Annotated in this window: 14 protein-coding genes and 1 tRNA gene; 7 read left to right on the top strand and 8 right to left on the bottom strand. The window is 66.5% G+C overall.

The window, feature by feature from the left end; genetic code table 11:
- Window positions 1-44 precede the first annotated feature (44 nt).
- Window positions 45-503, top strand: a complete 459-nt coding sequence (gene queF / locus ACPV3N_RS04465; RefSeq protein WP_440115132.1) for a preQ(1) synthase — start codon at window positions 45-47, stop codon at window positions 501-503.
- A 24-nt stretch (window positions 504-527) separates the two neighbouring features.
- On the opposite strand, the gene ACPV3N_RS04460 is transcribed toward queF, so the two are convergent.
- Window positions 528-1,619, bottom strand: a complete 1,092-nt coding sequence (locus tag ACPV3N_RS04460) for a sensor histidine kinase (RefSeq protein WP_440115130.1) — start codon at window positions 1,617-1,619, stop codon at window positions 528-530.
- A 369-nt stretch (window positions 1,620-1,988) separates the two neighbouring features.
- Here ACPV3N_RS04460 and fumC point away from each other — a divergent pair, with 369 nt between their 5' ends.
- A complete protein-coding gene (gene fumC, locus ACPV3N_RS04455; protein ID WP_440115128.1) occupies window positions 1,989-3,365 on the top strand; it encodes a class II fumarate hydratase in 1,377 nt (458 codons plus the stop codon).
- Here fumC and xth read toward each other — a convergent pair.
- The 4 genes from xth to ACPV3N_RS04435 form a co-directional block, all read right to left on the bottom strand.
- Window positions 3,362-4,135, bottom strand: a complete 774-nt coding sequence (xth, locus tag ACPV3N_RS04450; protein WP_440115126.1) for an exodeoxyribonuclease III — start codon at window positions 4,133-4,135, stop codon at window positions 3,362-3,364. The two genes, fumC and xth, sit on opposite strands and share 4 nt — an antisense overlap.
- Before the next feature lie 29 nt (window positions 4,136-4,164).
- A tRNA-Thr gene (locus tag ACPV3N_RS04445) sits at window positions 4,165-4,237 on the bottom strand.
- A 49-nt stretch (window positions 4,238-4,286) separates the two neighbouring features.
- Entirely contained in the window at window positions 4,287-5,162 is an 876-nt protein-coding gene (locus ACPV3N_RS04440) for a hypothetical protein (RefSeq protein WP_440115124.1), read from the bottom strand.
- On the bottom strand, window positions 5,159-6,493 hold the full coding sequence (locus ACPV3N_RS04435; protein ID WP_440115122.1) for a replication-associated recombination protein A: 1,335 nt from the start codon (window positions 6,491-6,493) through the stop codon (window positions 5,159-5,161). The genes ACPV3N_RS04440 and ACPV3N_RS04435 overlap by 4 nt, the downstream gene beginning before the upstream one ends.
- A 310-nt stretch (window positions 6,494-6,803) precedes the next feature.
- On the opposite strand from ACPV3N_RS04435, the gene ACPV3N_RS04430 reads away from it, so the two are divergent.
- Both ACPV3N_RS04430 and ACPV3N_RS04425 read left to right on the top strand, forming a co-directional pair.
- On the top strand, window positions 6,804-7,259 hold the full coding sequence (locus ACPV3N_RS04430) for a PadR family transcriptional regulator (protein WP_440115120.1): 456 nt from the start codon (window positions 6,804-6,806) through the stop codon (window positions 7,257-7,259).
- A gap of 70 nt (window positions 7,260-7,329) precedes the next feature.
- Window positions 7,330-7,791 (top strand): hypothetical protein, encoded by a 462-nt coding sequence (locus ACPV3N_RS04425; protein ID WP_440115118.1) that lies wholly within the window; start codon window positions 7,330-7,332, stop codon window positions 7,789-7,791.
- Here ACPV3N_RS04425 and ACPV3N_RS04420 read toward each other — a convergent pair.
- Window positions 7,788-8,933 carry a glycosyltransferase family 4 protein gene (locus ACPV3N_RS04420; RefSeq protein WP_440115116.1) on the bottom strand — a complete coding sequence of 382 codons (1,146 nt, stop codon included), beginning with the start codon at window positions 8,931-8,933 and terminating at the stop codon, window positions 7,788-7,790. The genes ACPV3N_RS04425 and ACPV3N_RS04420 overlap by 4 nt on opposite strands.
- 173 nt (window positions 8,934-9,106) lie before the next feature.
- Between ACPV3N_RS04420 and ACPV3N_RS04415 the strand changes: the two genes are divergently transcribed.
- The 3 genes from ACPV3N_RS04415 (at window position 9,107) to ACPV3N_RS04405 (ending at window position 13,010) form a co-directional block, all read left to right on the top strand.
- Window positions 9,107-10,234, top strand: coding sequence for a phosphoserine transaminase (locus tag ACPV3N_RS04415; RefSeq protein WP_440115114.1), 1,128 nt, complete (start codon window positions 9,107-9,109; stop codon window positions 10,232-10,234).
- Window positions 10,235-10,300: 66 nt separating this feature from the next.
- Window positions 10,301-11,884: a phosphoglycerate dehydrogenase gene (gene serA, locus ACPV3N_RS04410; protein WP_440115113.1), complete on the top strand. Its 1,584-nt coding sequence runs from the start codon at window positions 10,301-10,303 to the stop codon at window positions 11,882-11,884.
- A 19-nt stretch (window positions 11,885-11,903) separates the two neighbouring features.
- Entirely contained in the window at window positions 11,904-13,010 is a 1,107-nt protein-coding gene (locus tag ACPV3N_RS04405) for an ATP phosphoribosyltransferase regulatory subunit (protein ID WP_440115111.1), read from the top strand.
- On the opposite strand, the gene ACPV3N_RS04400 is transcribed toward ACPV3N_RS04405, so the two are convergent.
- Window positions 13,007-13,822: an aldo/keto reductase gene (locus ACPV3N_RS04400; protein ID WP_440115109.1), complete on the bottom strand. Its 816-nt coding sequence runs from the start codon at window positions 13,820-13,822 to the stop codon at window positions 13,007-13,009. The genes ACPV3N_RS04405 and ACPV3N_RS04400 overlap by 4 nt on opposite strands.
- Before the next feature lie 77 nt (window positions 13,823-13,899).
- Entirely contained in the window at window positions 13,900-14,709 is an 810-nt protein-coding gene (locus ACPV3N_RS04395; RefSeq protein WP_440115107.1) for a PilZ domain-containing protein, read from the bottom strand.
- Window positions 14,710-14,817 lie beyond the last annotated feature (108 nt).

The following is a 14,817-nucleotide window of genomic DNA, read 5'->3' as shown; positions in this document are numbered from 1 at the left end:
ACCGCCTGCTTGCGGAAGGGCGCAATTCGCGCCAGATGCGCGGCATGAGCGACACACCCGTCACCGCCCACCTCGGCAAGTCGAGCGCGCTGCCTGGATCGCCGGGCGAGGCAACGCTCGATTATGTGCCCAACCCGCGGGAGGGAATGCTCTATCTCGTGCGCTTCGCCGCGCCGGAGTTCACCTCGCTCTGTCCCGTCACCGGCCAGCCCGACTTCGCGCACATCGTGATCGACTACGCGCCGAATGCGACGATCGTCGAATCCAAGAGCCTCAAGCTCTTCCTCGGCTCGTTCCGGAACCATTGCGGCTTCCACGAGGACGTGACCGTCGGCATCGGCCAGCGCCTCGCCGACGAAATGAATCCGCGATGGCTGCGCATCGGCGGTTACTGGTACCCGCGCGGTGGTATCCCGATCGACGTGTTCTGGCAGACCGGCGCGCCGCCCGAGGGGCTGTGGGTGCCCGAACAGGGTGTCGCCGGATACCGCGGACGCGGCTGAAGCGGATACGGCGGGAAGCGGGCGTCAGGAAGCGCGTGGAAACTGCACGGTAAAGCAGGCCCCCGTGCGATCCTGCCGCGGGCCGGCTTCCAGCGATCCGTGGAGCTGGTCCACCAGGGCGGCGATCACCTGCATCCCCAGACCGGTGGAGGCAGAGCGCGGATCGAAACCGTCGGCGAATCCGCTTCCTTCGTCGCAAACGGCGAGCCGGTTCATCTTCTCCGAAACCCGGAAAGTGACGTCGATCTGGCCGGCACCGTGTTTTGCGGCATTCGTCACAAGTTCATTTGTGATCAGCCCGATTGGCTGGATTGCGCTGGCCGGGACGGTGTCCTCGTCGCCATCGACCTCGATCTTCCGGTCGAGGATGGCGGAAAGGTCTTCGCACAACCGCCGCAAGAAGGTTGTGCACGACACTTCCTTCGCGCCATCGGCGTAGAAGTTGCGATGAACCTGCGCGACTGCTGCCACGCGGCGGGCAGCCTGTTCCAGGTAAACGGCAGCATCACCGACATCGGGCGAGCGGCTCTGGATCGCGAGCAGGCTGGAGACAAACTGCAGGCTGTTCATTACCCGGTGGTCGATTTCCCGCGCCAGCAGATTGGCCCTGCCTACCGCCTGCCGCGAAGCCAGGCGAAGCTCGAGCTGGTCCATCACGATCGAAGCGAGGTCTTTCAGATCCTCGACGTCGGTGCCCTGGATCTTGCGGGGCTCCTTATCGATCACGCAGAGCGTGCCGAGGTTGTGGCCGTCGCCCGTGGCGAGGGGGACCGCAGCGTAGAAACGCAGGCCGAATTCCCCCGCGACAAGCGGGTTCGCCAGAGACCGGGGGTCCTTTCGCGCATCTTCGATCAGATAGGGCGTGTCGCCCAGGATGGCCGAAGCGCACAGTCCGGGCTCGCGGTCGATTTGTCTTACTGGCAGCCCGTGATGTGATTTGAACCAGATTCGGTCTTCGTCGACGATGCTGACAATGGCGATCGGAACGCCAAGACGGCGGGCAGCCAAGGCCGTGATACGATCGAAAGCTCCGTCCGGAGGCGTGTCGAGAATGTCGTAACGCCGCACGGCTGCGATGCGTGCTTCTTCCTGGCTTGATGATGGTACTTGCGACACGTGTGAGCCCTTCCGGCGGGCTGCCTTGCCATCCGCCCTCGAATGTGAAACGCGATTGAACCCCTATGTGTAGCCTTCAAACTAGCGGACTGACAATGACTTCGCTAAAGTCGCTGCCGGATCGGCGGGCCGGTTGCCCCGAAACTCTGTTCCTACGCTCCTCCTCGTAGCTGGAGGTTTCGGTCGGGCGACGCGACGGACCACCTCCGCATCTCAGCCCGCAATCGCGTCTGTCGCATACCAGGGCCTGGAAAAATCGGAGGGTGAATTTCTGAGTCGGGCACGTTTCGGCCAGGACACCTTGAAGGTGTGACATGCCGTAAACCGCGCCGCCTTGCGCCGCCTTCCGTCCGGGTCCAGATTCCGCAAATGACCACCCGCACCGAAACCGACACCATGGGCAACATCGAAGTGCCTGCTGATCACCTCTGGGGCGCGCAGACGCAGCGCAGCCTGCAGAACTTCCGCATCGGCGGGGAGAAGATGCCGGGGCCCCTGATCCGCGCGCTCGGCGTCATCAAGCGGGCAGCCGCAGAGACCAACAAGGACCTTGGCGGGCTGGATAGCGCGCTGGCCGATGCGATCGCGCAGGCGGCGCAGGAAGTCATCGACGGCAAGCTGGACGGGGAATTCCCCCTCGTCGTGTGGCAGACGGGCTCGGGCACCCAGACCAACATGAACGCCAACGAGGTGATCGCCAACCGGGCGATCCAGCTGCTGGGCGGGGAAATCGGGTCGAAATCGCCGGTTCACCCGAACGATCACGTCAACATGAGCCAGAGTTCGAACGATACGATCCCCAGCGCGATTCATATTGCTGCGGCGAGCGAGATCGAAGGCCACCTTCTTCCCGCGTTGAGGGCGATGCACGCCGATCTTGCAGGAAAGGTCGATGCCTGGTCCGGAATCGTGAAGATCGGCCGCACGCACGCGCAGGACGCGACGCCGCTGACGCTGGGGCAGGAGTTTTCCGGCTATGCCGCGCAGGTGGAAGCGGCCATCGCGCGGATCGAAGTTTCGCAGGCAGGTCTTTACGCATTGGCGCAAGGCGGGACCGCAGTGGGAACGGGGCTGAACGCGCCCGACGGGTTCGCCGAGGGAGTGGCGCAGCGGATCGCCGCGATCACCGGGCTGCCCTTCGTCACCGCGCCCAACAAGTTCGCGCAGCTCGCCGCCGACGACGCGCTGGTCTTCGCGCACGGCGCAGTCAACGCAGCGGCGGCAGCCCTCTACAAGATCGCCAGCGACATCCGGCTGCTCGGCTCGGGACCGCGCGCCGGCCTCGGCGAGCTGGCGCTGCCCGAGAACGAACCGGGCAGTTCGATTATGCCCGGCAAGGTCAATCCGACGCAGGTCGAGGCGCTGACCCAGGTCTGCATCGAGGTGTTCGGCAACCAGGCCGCGATCACCTTCGCCGGATCGCAGGGGCAGTTCGAACTCAACGTCTATCGCCCGCTCATGGCATGGAACTTCCTGCGCTCGGTGCGCCTCCTCGGCGATGCCGTCCGCAGCTTCTCCGCGCACCTGCTGAAGGGACTCGAGCCGCGCCGCGACAGCATCGCCCGCGGCGTCGACAACTCTCTGATGCTGGTGACCGCGCTCGCGCCCAAGATCGGCTACGATCGCGCAGCCGCGATCGCCAAGGCAGCGCACCGGAGCGGATCGACCCTGCGCGAGGCCGCGATCGAGGCGGGGGTCACGGGCGAAGACTTCGACCGTCTCGTGCGGCCGGAGAACATGGTCTAGTCGGCGATCTCGATCCACGCGGGCGCGTGGTCGCTGGTCTTGTCCCATCCCCGCGGGGTGCGATCCACCCCGGCATCGCGCAGGCGCTTGGCCAGCGGAGGCGAGAGCAGGAAGTGGTCGATCCTGAGGCCCGCGTCGCGCTCGAACGAATTGCGCCAGTATTTCCAGAACGTGTAGAGCGTCTTGTCGGGGTGAACAGCGCGCAGCGCGTCGGTCCAGCCCTGTTCGACCAGACGGAACCAGGCCGCGCGCACCTCCGGTGCGAACAGCGCGTCGTCGATCCAGCGCTCGGGTTTGTAAACGTCGACCTCGGTCGGCATCACGTTGAAATCCCCGGCGAGCATGACCGGTAGCCCGCTGTCGAGCAGTCCCTCGGCATGCGCCGTCAGCCGTTCGAACCAGCGCATCTTGTAGTCGAACTTGGGACCGGGGCGGGGGTTGCCGTTGGGCAGGTAAAGCGCGCCGATCAGCACGCCGTTGACCGCCGCTTCGATGTAGCGGCTGTGGCTGTCGTCGGGATCGCCGGGCAGACCCCGCCGTGTCTCGTGGATTTCGCCCACTCGGCTCAAGATCGCAACGCCGTTCCAGCGGCTTTGCCCGTGCCAGACCGCGTCGTAACCGAGTTTCGCCAGATCGGCGGAGGGGAAGCGCTCGTCGGGTGCCTTCAGTTCCTGCAGGCAGACGACGTCGGGCCCCGCTTCGGCCAGCCAGCGCAGCAGGACCTCGCGGCGCCCGTTGATGCCGTTGACGTTGTAGGTGGCGATCCGCATCGGGGATCAACGCGCAGGTTGCATGGCGGTGCCGGCTGCAGGATTCGAACCCGCGGCCCCCTGATTACAAATCAGGTGCTCTACCAACTGAGCTAAGCCGGCCCACGTGAGCCCCGCCGCCGTGCAGCGGCAGGGCGCGAGCGCCTTTGCGTCAAAGTGCGCCGAAGGTCCAGCCCTCGGTTCGTGCGACGTCCGGGGTCAACCGTTCGGGCGACCAGTATTCCGGCCGGTGCGCGACGGACCGCAACCAGGCGGACGCCAGCAGCGCGTCGGAGCGGTGATCGTCGATCGGGCCGCGTTTCCCGATTGCCTTGCTTCCCAACGCCGCCAGCGCATCGTCGAGCTCGGCGTAGGATCGCAGCTTGCTGCGCCCGGCGGTCCTCCCGGCCGCGATCGCGGCGATGGTCGTGTAGATTTCAACCGCGACCGAGCCGCGCGCGGGCAGGGGATCGAACGGCCAGAGGGCGAGCACGCCGTCGAGCCGGTAAAGGACCCGCATCGCGGTCAGGCTGGCTTTGCCCACCTGGCTCGCGCCAACAAGATTGAAGTTGCTCGTCGGACGGCAGCCGAGCGCGGATTGGCCGATCCGCTCCGTTACCCGCAGCCGCCCCAGTCCGCCGCCGAACAGATCGCCCTCGCGGCCACCGTGGCGGCGATAGTGCCGGGCGATTTCGGGATGATCGACAAAGCCCGAGGCTCCGAGGTGCCGATCGTCCCGGCTGAGATCGTCGACCAGCGCCCACAGCGCGCGGGCGGTGGGCGGGCTGTCCGCCCAGCCGGGGAAGAACGCGCCCTTGTCGTCGAACGCGAGCGATCCGGAAATGTCGAGGCCGACAAGGGTATCGGGCGGCATCCCGCCGGCTATCCAGTCGAGCACCTCTTCGCGCGACCAGCGGTGGCCGGGACGCACGATCCGGGGCGCGGCGTCACCGGACCCACAGACGGCGATCGCGATGCCTGCGTGCCGCTCGCCGGCCGCGCCCGACCAGTCGATCGCGGCGAAGTGCTGGAACCGGCCGGGCCTCATCCGCCGGGAGGGGTGTCCTGCCGGCGCCCGGCGCGAAGCTTGGCCCAGTAGTCCAACCGCTTCCTGATCTCGCGCTCGAAGCCCCTTTCCACCGGCGTGTAGAAGGTTTGCCGGCCGATTTCCTCCGGCCAGTAGTCGGCACCCGAAAATCCGTCGTCGGCATCGTGATCGTAGGCGTAGTCCTTGCCGTACCCCAGGTCCTTCATCAGCCCGGTGGGTGCGTTGAGGATGGCCTGGGGGGGCATCACGCTGCCGGTTTCGCGCGCTGTGCGCCAGGCGGCCTTCTGCGCCTTGTAGGCGGCGTTCGACTTGGGAGCCGTGGCGCAATAGAGACAAGCCTGGACGATCGCGAGTTCGCCTTCGGGACTGCCGAGAAACTCGTAGGCGTCCCTGGCCGCAATGCATTGGACGAGCGCATTCGGATCGGCGAGGCCGATATCCTCCACCGCCGCGCGGATCATCCGGCGCAGCACGAACAGCGGTTCTTCGCCCGCCACCAGCATACGCGCCATGTAGTACAGCGCAGCGTCGGGATCGCTCCCACGCAGCGCCTTGTGCCACGCGGAAACGAGGTTGTAGTGGCCTTCGCGGTCCTTGTCGTAGACAGCCACCCGGCGCTGGAGGAACGTGCCGAGCTCGGCCGGGCCGAGCGGGCGCTCGATCTCCGCGGCGTAGAGCGTCTCGGCCTGATTCAGCAGGAAGCGCCCGTCGCCGTCGGCGCTGGCGACCAGCGCATCGCGTGCCTCCGGTGTGAGGGGAAGGGGCCCTTCAAGTGCTTCGGCCCTGTCTAGCAGCTTCGCGAGCGCCGCGGGGCCGAGCCGGTGGAGGATCAGCACCTGCGCACGGCTGAGCAACGCGGCGTTTAGTTCAAAGCTCGGGTTTTCGGTCGTCGCGCCGACGAGCGTAACGGTGCCGCGCTCGACGAACGGTAGAAAGCCGTCCTGCTGGGCGCGATTGAAGCGGTGGATTTCGTCCACGAACAGGAGCGTGCGGCGGCCCGCATCGGCGGCCTGGTCGGCGGCGGCGAAGGCTTTCCTGAGATCGGCGACCCCGCTGAATACCGCGCTGATCGAGGCGAACCGCATTCCCACCGCGTCGGCGAGCAGGCGGGCGATCGACGTCTTCCCGGTTCCCGGCGGTCCCCACAGGATCATGCTCGACAGACGTCCCGCGGCTACCATTCTGCCAATCGCACCCTCGGCGCCGGTGAGATGTTCCTGCCCCACTACGTCGCCCAGCGCCCGGGGACGCAGGCGGTCGGCGAGAGGTGCGTCGGGACGCGGCTCGTCCGCGTCTACCGCCGGAAGTCTGTCGGGGAAGAGATCCGCCATGCGCGCGGAGATAGGAAATCGCATGCCGTTCGACGAGGGCCTTGATATTCGATACGTCAAAGATATATCGTGAACTATCATAGGGAGAAAACAGATGCGACACGGTTGTTATCAGGGCGACGCCAGGCGCGCATTCCGGGCGGCCATGGCCGCGAAGATGGCCGCAAAATTGGGCGCGGCTGGCTGGGATAGTGCGGTCTTCGGTCCGGACGGACCCTTCGGTTCCAAGGGGCCGTTCGGACCATCGGGCCCGTTCGGTCCGGGAGGACCGTCCGGCTGGGGTGGCGGCAACCGCGGCCGTCGTGGTCGGATGTTCGGACAAGGCGAGCTGCGGCTCGCGCTCCTCAAGCTGATCGCTGACGAACCCCGCCACGGCTACGAGTTGATCAAGGCGATCGAGGAACTGACGGGCGGCCATTACGCTCCGAGTCCGGGAGCCGTCTATCCGACGCTTCAATTGCTGGTCGACGAGGGAATGATCGCCGAGCGGACCGACGATGCCAGCGCGCGCAAGCCCTTCGCGGCGACGCAGGCCGGGCGCGACGAGATTTCCGGCAGGGCTGAGGAGGTCGCCGCGGTCTTCGAACGGCTCGCCGCGCAGTCCGGACGCGGGGACCGCGGCCGCAGTCCTCACCTGTTTCGCGCGATGGGCAACCTTGCCCAGGTCCTGAAGCACAAGGCCCGCCATGGTGAACTGGACGACGATGCGATGAACGAGATCGTCGACATGATCGACGAGATGGCAAGGCGCATCGAGCGACTCTAGCGCTCCACCCCTAGGCCTTCCGGGGCGGATGGAGTAGGCTCCGGCACGGGTCGTGACGGAGGAGGGAAACATGGCTACTGCCGCGCCAGCCAAAGCGCCTTGGCATCTGTGGGTCGTGGGATTCGTGTCGCTGCTGTGGAACGCGTTCGGGGCGTATGACTACACAATGTCGCAGCTGCGCGACCCGGGCTACCTCGAAGCGACGATGGGGCCGATGGGGATCACCGTCGAAGAAGCATCCGCATTTCTCGACAGCTTCCCGGCATGGGCGGACGCGCTGTGGGCGCTCGGCGTCTGGGGGTCGGCGGCCGGATCGGTGCTTCTGCTCGCCCGTTCGCGCCATGCCGCGATGGCGTTCCTCGTTTCGCTGGTCGGCGCGGCGCTGAGCTTCGCTTACCAGTACACGCTCGACCTGCCGCCACAGATGGCTGACAGCGCGATGACGAAGATCATGCCGTTGGTGATCGTCGGCGCCGTGATCCTGCAGTGGTGGTATGCTCGCCGGATGACTGCCGCAGGCGTGCTGCGTTAACTTCTGGCTGCCAGCACCCGCAGGTAGGTATCTGCGACCGCGCTGTTGATGGCGTCCCATTCGAAGGCCTGCGCGCGGGTTGCTCCGGCTTGACCGTGTGCGGCCCGCAGCGCCGGGTCGGCTGCGTAGGCGGCGATCCGGTCGGCGTAAGCGCCTATGTCGCGCGGGGCGACGAGGTAGCCGTTGACCCCGTCCTCGACGAGGCTTGCCGCGCCCGTCGCGTCGGCGGCGACCACGGGAACGCCGCAGGCCATCGCCTCGAGCGTTACGTTGCCGAAGGTCTCGGTCACGCTCGGGTTGAGCAGCACGTCCATCGAGGCGACCGCCCGGCCCAGGTTTTCGCCGCCCTGAAAGCCGACGAAGCAGGCATCGGACATGCGCTCCTGGAAGGTAGCGCGCGCCGGACCGTCACCGATCACCATTACCTTGTGTTCCACGCTGCGTCGCTTCAGCTCGGCGACGACGCCTGCGAACACGTCGAGTCCCTTTTCGAGGACGAGCCGGCCGAGGAAACCGATTACGAGATCGCCGGGCGCGAAGCCCAGCTCGCGCCGCCACGCGTCGTCGCGTCGGCCGGGGTTGAAAATCGCGTGTTCCACCCCGCGCGACCATAGCCCGATGTCGTCGTTCATTCGCTGCTCGCGCAGCGTCTCGATCATGCTCGGGCTTGGCGTGACAAGCGCGTCGCACCCGCGATAGAGCTTGCGCAGCCACCCCTCGACCGCCGGCTCCAGGAAACCGAGGTGATAATAGCGGGGATAGGTTTCGAAACGCGTGTGGACCGATGCCACCACCGGCAGGCCACGGTCGCGTGCCCATCGAGCCGCCTCCCGCGCGGCGAAGTCGGGGGACGAGATGTGCACCAGATGCGGGTCGAAGGCGGCGAGATCTTCCCTGACCCGGCTGCCCAGCCAGGTGGGGACACGATATTCGCTCCGGCCGGGGATCGCGATCGAGGGCAGGCTGACCAGTTCACCCTTGGGCTCGAACGGTGGACTGTCGATCGTTGGCGAATAGACCCGCACCTGGGCACCCTGCCGCAAGAGATAGTCGACGAGGCGGTTGAGCGCCTTGTTTGCACCGTCCACGGTCATGGCGTAATTGCCGCTGAACAGCGCAATGCGGAGGTCTGACACCTTCATGGGCGCCGCCATATGAGCGTCGGCTTCTTTTGGCGAGAGGGGAACTGTCTGCCCGTAAGCACGCTTTGCCGGGTAATCCGATTGCGCGCTTGACTCGCTGCGCTGCAACATTAGTGCGGCGGGCGGGCCACGCGGTCCCAACGCCGCGCGTGCTCTCTGCAAGGAGAGTCTACATGACTGAATACCCGCTGCCGGAGCGCAAGCCTGCGCGTCCGTATTTCTCTTCCGGTCCCTGCGCGAAGCCGCCGGGCTGGTCCCCCGAAAGGCTTGCCACCCGGTCGCTCGGGCGTTCGCATCGCTCGAAGATCGGCAAGGCGCGCCTGCAACACTGCATCGACCTCATCCGCGAGGTGCTCGAGGTGCCGGACACGCACCGCATCGGTATCGTGCCCGGTTCGGACACCGGCGCGGTTGAAATGGCGATGTGGACGATGCTCGGACAACGCGGCGTCACCACGCTGGCGTGGGAAAGCTTCGGCGAGGGCTGGGTGACCGACGCGCTCAAGCAGCTGAAGATCGATCCCACGGTCATCCGCGCCGATTACGGACATCTGCCCGACCTCGGGGAGGTCGACTGGTCGACCGACGTCGTATTCACCTGGAACGGGACGACCTCGGGCGTCCGCGTGCCGAATGGCGACTGGATCGCCGCCGATCGCGAAGGGCTGTCGATCGCCGACGCGACGAGCGCGGTGTTCGCGCAGGACATCGACTGGGCCAAGGTCGATGTGCTGACGTTCAGCTGGCAGAAGGTGCTGGGCGGCGAGGGCGCGCACGGTGTGCTGATCCTCGGCCCGCGCGCGGTCGAGCGGCTGGAGAGCTACACACCGTCGTGGCCCCTGCCCAAGGTCTTTCGCCTGTCCAAGGGCGGCAAGCTGGTCGAGGGCGTGTTCAAGGGCGAGACGATCAACACGCCTTCGATGCTTGCGGTCGAGGACGCGATCTTCGCGCTCGAGTGGGCGAAATCGATCGGCGGCCTGCCGGCGATGAAGGCGCGTGCCGATGCGAACGCTGCCGCGCTCGATGCAATCGTGCAGTCGCGCGACTGGCTCCACCATCTCGCTGCCGATCCGGCGAGCCGCTCGAACACCTCCGTTTGCCTGATCGTCGACGGCGCGGACGAAGCGCGCATCAAGGCGATGGCGAAATTGCTCGAGGAGCACGACGCCGCCTACGACGTCGCGGGATACCGCGATGCCCCGGCGGGCCTGCGGATATGGTGCGGCGCGACGGTCGAGACCGCGGATATCGAGGCGCTCGGCCCGTGGCTCGACTGGGCCTACGCGGCCACCGCTTCCTGATTTTCGCGCAGGCAGGACGCTGCGTCCTGCCGCGCCTGTTTTCCCTTTCAAGCAAGGAGGCCGATGATGGCCAAGCCCAGAGTTCTCATTTCCGACAAGATGGATCCAAACGCCGCGAAGATCTTCGAAGAACGCGGTTGCGACGTCGATGTGATCACCGGCGAGACGCCCGATGAACTGAAGGCGCGCATCGGCGAATACGACGGCCTGGCGATCCGATCGTCGACCAAGGTGACCAGGGAAATCCTCGACGCGGCGACTAACCTCAAAGTGATCGGCCGCGCGGGCATCGGAGTCGACAACGTCGATATTCCCTATGCCAGCAGCAAGGGCGTGGTGGTGATGAACACCCCGTTCGGCAACTCGATCACGACCGCCGAGCATGCGATCGCCCTGATGTTCGCGCTTGCGCGGCAGATTCCCGAGGCGAACGAGCGTACCCAGGAAGGCGAATGGCCCAAGAACGGCTTCATGGGCGTCGAGGTTACCGGTAAGACGCTCGGCCTGATCGGCGCAGGCAACATCGGCTCGATCGTCGCCAGCCGGGCGCTCGGGCTCAGGATGAAGGTCGTTGCCTATGATCCGTTCCTGACCGAGGAGCGCGCAGTCGAGCTGGGGATCGAGAAGGTCGACCTCGAGACCTTGCTGGGCCGGGCCGACTTTATCACGCTGCATACCCCGCTTACCGACCAGACCCGCAACATCCTCAGCCGGGAGCGGCTGGAAAAGACCAAGCCGGGCGTGCGCATCGTCAACTGTGCGCGCGGCGGCCTGATCGACGAGGCGGCCTTGAAGGACGGGCTGGAGAGCGGCCACATCGCGGGTGCCGCGCTCGATGTGTTCGCGCAGGAGCCGGCGAAGGAATCGCCGCTGTTCGGCACGAAGAATTTCATCTGTACACCGCACCTTGGCGCTTCGACGACCGAGGCACAGGTCAACGTGGCGTTGCAGGTTGCCGAGCAGATGGCCGACTATCTCGTAAACGGCGGGGTGACCAACGCGCTCAACATGCCGTCGCTCAGCGCGGAGGAAGCGCCCAAGCTGCGTCCTTACATGAAGCTCGCCGAGAACCTCGGCAGCCTCGTCGGCCAGCTGGCTCACGGCAACCTGACCCAGATCTCGATCGAGCGCGAAGGTGCCGCGGCCGAACTCGCCGGCAAGCCGCTCGAGGCCGCTGTGCTCGCGGGTCTGATGAAGCAGTATTCGGACAGCGTGAACATGGTCAACGCGCCGTTTCTCGCCAAGGAACGCGGTCTTGATGTGCGTTCGATCCGGCACGAGCGCGAAGGGGCCTACAACACCCTCCTGCGCGTGACGGTAGGCACCAGCCAGGGCGATCGCTCGGTCGCCGGTACTCTGTTCGGCCAGGGCACCGCGCGGCTGGTCGAGATCTTCGGCATCGGGATCGAGGCCGAGTTGGAAGGGCACATGCTCTACATCGTCAACGAGGACGCGCCCGGCTTTATCGGCCGGATCGGTACCCTGCTCGGCGAAAGCGGCATCAACATCGGCACCTTCCATCTCGGCCGCCGCGACGCGGGCGGGGAGGCGGTGCTGCTGCTCAGCGTCGACCAGTCGATCCCCCGGGAAGTCATCGACAAGGCCTGCAAGCTCCAGGGCGTGAAGACCGTCATGGCGCTGGAGTTCTGACGGCGGTAAGGCGCGCGCGATGATCGATCCTACGACCGACCTCCTGCCCACGGGACTGGAAGATCGCCTGCCGCCCGCCGCACGCGCACTCACGCGGGCGCGGCGGGCGGCGCTCGATGCGATGGACGCGCACGGCTACGACCGGGTGATCCCGCCGCTAGTCGAGTTCGAAGCGTCGATGGCGACGCGGATGAACGGGGTGGCGACACGCCAGATGTTCCGCTTCACCGATCCCGATTCGCTGCGCACGCTGGCGCTTCGTTCGGACATCACGGTGCAGGTCGGACGGATCGCTGCGACCAGCCTTGCCGCGGCGCCCCGGCCCCTGCGCTTGTGTTATGCGGGCGAGGTTGCCGTGATCGCCAGCGACCAGCTCGATCCCGCGCGCCAGCGGCTGCAACTCGGCGCCGAGTTGATCGGCAGCGACAGCGCCGCCGCGGCCGCGGAGATCGTCAACCTTGCGATCGAGGCCCTCGCGGCAGCGGGCGCGACAGGGATTTCGGTGGATTTCACGCTGCCCGACCTCGTCGACACGCTGGCGCGCGACGTGCTGCCGCTCTCGCCCGATATGATCGACGACGTTCGCCGCGAACTCGATGCCAAGGACGCCGGCGCGCTCAAGGCGGCCGGCGGTAAGGCCTATCTGCCGCTTCTCTATGCCGCCGGGCCGTTCGATCAGGCGCTCGGGCGGTTGCAGGAGATCGATGCCTCCGGCGCACTGGCGACCCGCATTGCCGGCATCCGCGAAATTTCGGCCCGTGTGGGCGACCGCGCGAGGGTGACGCTTGATCCCGCCGAGCGGCACGGCTTCCAGTACCAGAGCTGGTTCGGCTTCACGCTGTATGCAGAGGGTGCGCGCGGAACGCTGGGTCGGGGCGGTACATACCGCCTGGGTGGCGGCGAAGCGGCGACGGGATTTTCGCTCTACATCGATCCGCTGGTCGATGCACTGGGGGCAGAACCGGCCCGTGACTTCCTGTATCTTCCGGTGGGGCACGACGCGGATGTCGCGGCGCGCCTGCGCGCGATCGGCTGGCGCACGTTGGCTGCACTGGACGAGAACGAGGATGCCGCCGCGCTGGGCTGCACCCATCGGCTCGACGGGAGCGACCCCCGACCGGTCTAGTCGAAGCGACCGGGATCGGGGCCGATGCGCCCGTCCGGATCGTCGAGCGCATCGATCCGCGCCATCTGATCCGCTGACAGTTCGAAGTCGAGGGCCCTGAAGTTCGCCTCGATATGCGCACGGCCGGTCGCCTTGGGGATCGTGCACAGGCCCGACTGCAGATGCCAGCGCAGGATTACGGCCGAAGCGGGCTGGCGGCACTCGTCGGCAATGGCCGCGATCGTCGGATGGTCCATCGCGCCGCCCTGTCCGAGCGGCGACCAGCTTTGCGTGACGATGCCGAGGTCGTCGTGCACCTTGCGCAGGTCGCGTTGCTGGAAAGCGGGGTGAAGTTCGACCTGGTTGAGTGCCGGCACGACTCCGGTTGCTTCGATCGCGGCGTGCAAGTCTTCCTTGCGGAAGTTCGACACGCCGATCGACTTCGCCTTTCCGGCATCGCGCGCCGCAACGAGCGCCTTCCACGTCTCGGTAGACAGGCCCTTCGCGGGGCATGGCCAGTGGATGAGGACAAGGTCGACGCTGCCACGTCCCAGACGTTCGAGGCACTTGTCCAGCGCGCGCAAGGTGCGGTCGTAACCCTGGCTTTCGTTCCATATCTTCGTCGTCAGCCAGACGTCGGGGTGATCCGCGATCCCCTTCCCGACACCCGGTTCGTTCCTGTAGATGGCGGCCGTGTCGACGAGTTCGTAGCCGACATCGATCGCGGTGCTTACAGCATCGGCAGCGGTATCGTCGGGAATCTGCCAGGTGCCGAAACCCAATCGGGGCATCGCGCGGCCGTCATTGAGGGCGATCGTCGGGGTGACGGTCATGAAGGTCCTTTCAGCGTGCTCGCGAGGGAAAATGCCCGAACGCGTGCGAAAGTTTCCCTCTGGCTCCGGATCCGGCGTCAGGCTGCTTCGGTGAGGTCGATCGAACCGGGCGGCAGCGCAACGCCGAAGCTGCCGACCCGCTTCCACACGATCGAACCCGTGATCGGGGGGAACTGGGCAAAGTGGACCTCGACCGTGTCGCCGATTTCGGCCGGGGTATCGGCGGCCAGCATTATTCCGCTGGCCGAAACGTTCGCGACATGGGGCGACATGTTCGCGGGGCCGATCGCGATGTCCATCTCGGGGGGAGCGGGAAAGCGCGGTTCGTGCCGGTGATCCGAGGTGCGGGCCGTGTTGCGCCGTACGAGCGTGAAGATCGACTTGCCCCCTTCGGCCGGTTTCTTGTCCATCAGAACACCGGGTTCGGGGATGACGTAACCCGCCCGGATCTGTTCGCGCCGCGATGCACTCGGGCGGACCGCCGGCGCCGGGATCGGGACCGCGGTATCGCGGGGCGGGAAGGGCGGCACGTCCGCGATGGAAGGAGCAGGCATCGGGCCCGGAGCGCTGCCCTGCCCGTGAAGGGAGACCATCCGCTGGAAAACGGCCGGGTATAGCCTCCGGTCGAACATCAGTCCGCTGGTGCCCTCGTGCGCCCACCGCATGCGGGTCGGCAAGCTTTCGAGTCCGGGGATTCTCACCCAGATGTCTTCGTCCGAAGCAGCGCTCAGGAACGCGCCCTTGATGCGGCACCCCCCGCACGACAGGTCGAGCAGCGTTGCCGGCATCTTGTGGCCACCGCGTTCGCGAACCGAGACAGCAAGCTCGAGCGGGACGCGGCAGTCCTCGCGCTGTTCGACATCGGCGAAATCGGCATCGGTAGGCATGGCGTCTCTCTCTGTTTCATCTGAAGGGCGACGGCCCGGCCCTGTGGACAGCGGTCTGCGGCGACCCAGCGTGGACCCTGCCGCGTGGCGGACTGTCTTTGCCTTGCT

Source organism: Tsuneonella sediminis, from assembly GCF_051912845.1.
GTDB classification, from domain to species: Bacteria; Pseudomonadota; Alphaproteobacteria; order Sphingomonadales; family Sphingomonadaceae; genus Tsuneonella; species Tsuneonella sediminis.
The sequence above is the reverse complement of the archived record's forward strand: the minus strand, read 5'-3'. Positions and strand labels throughout refer to the sequence as shown.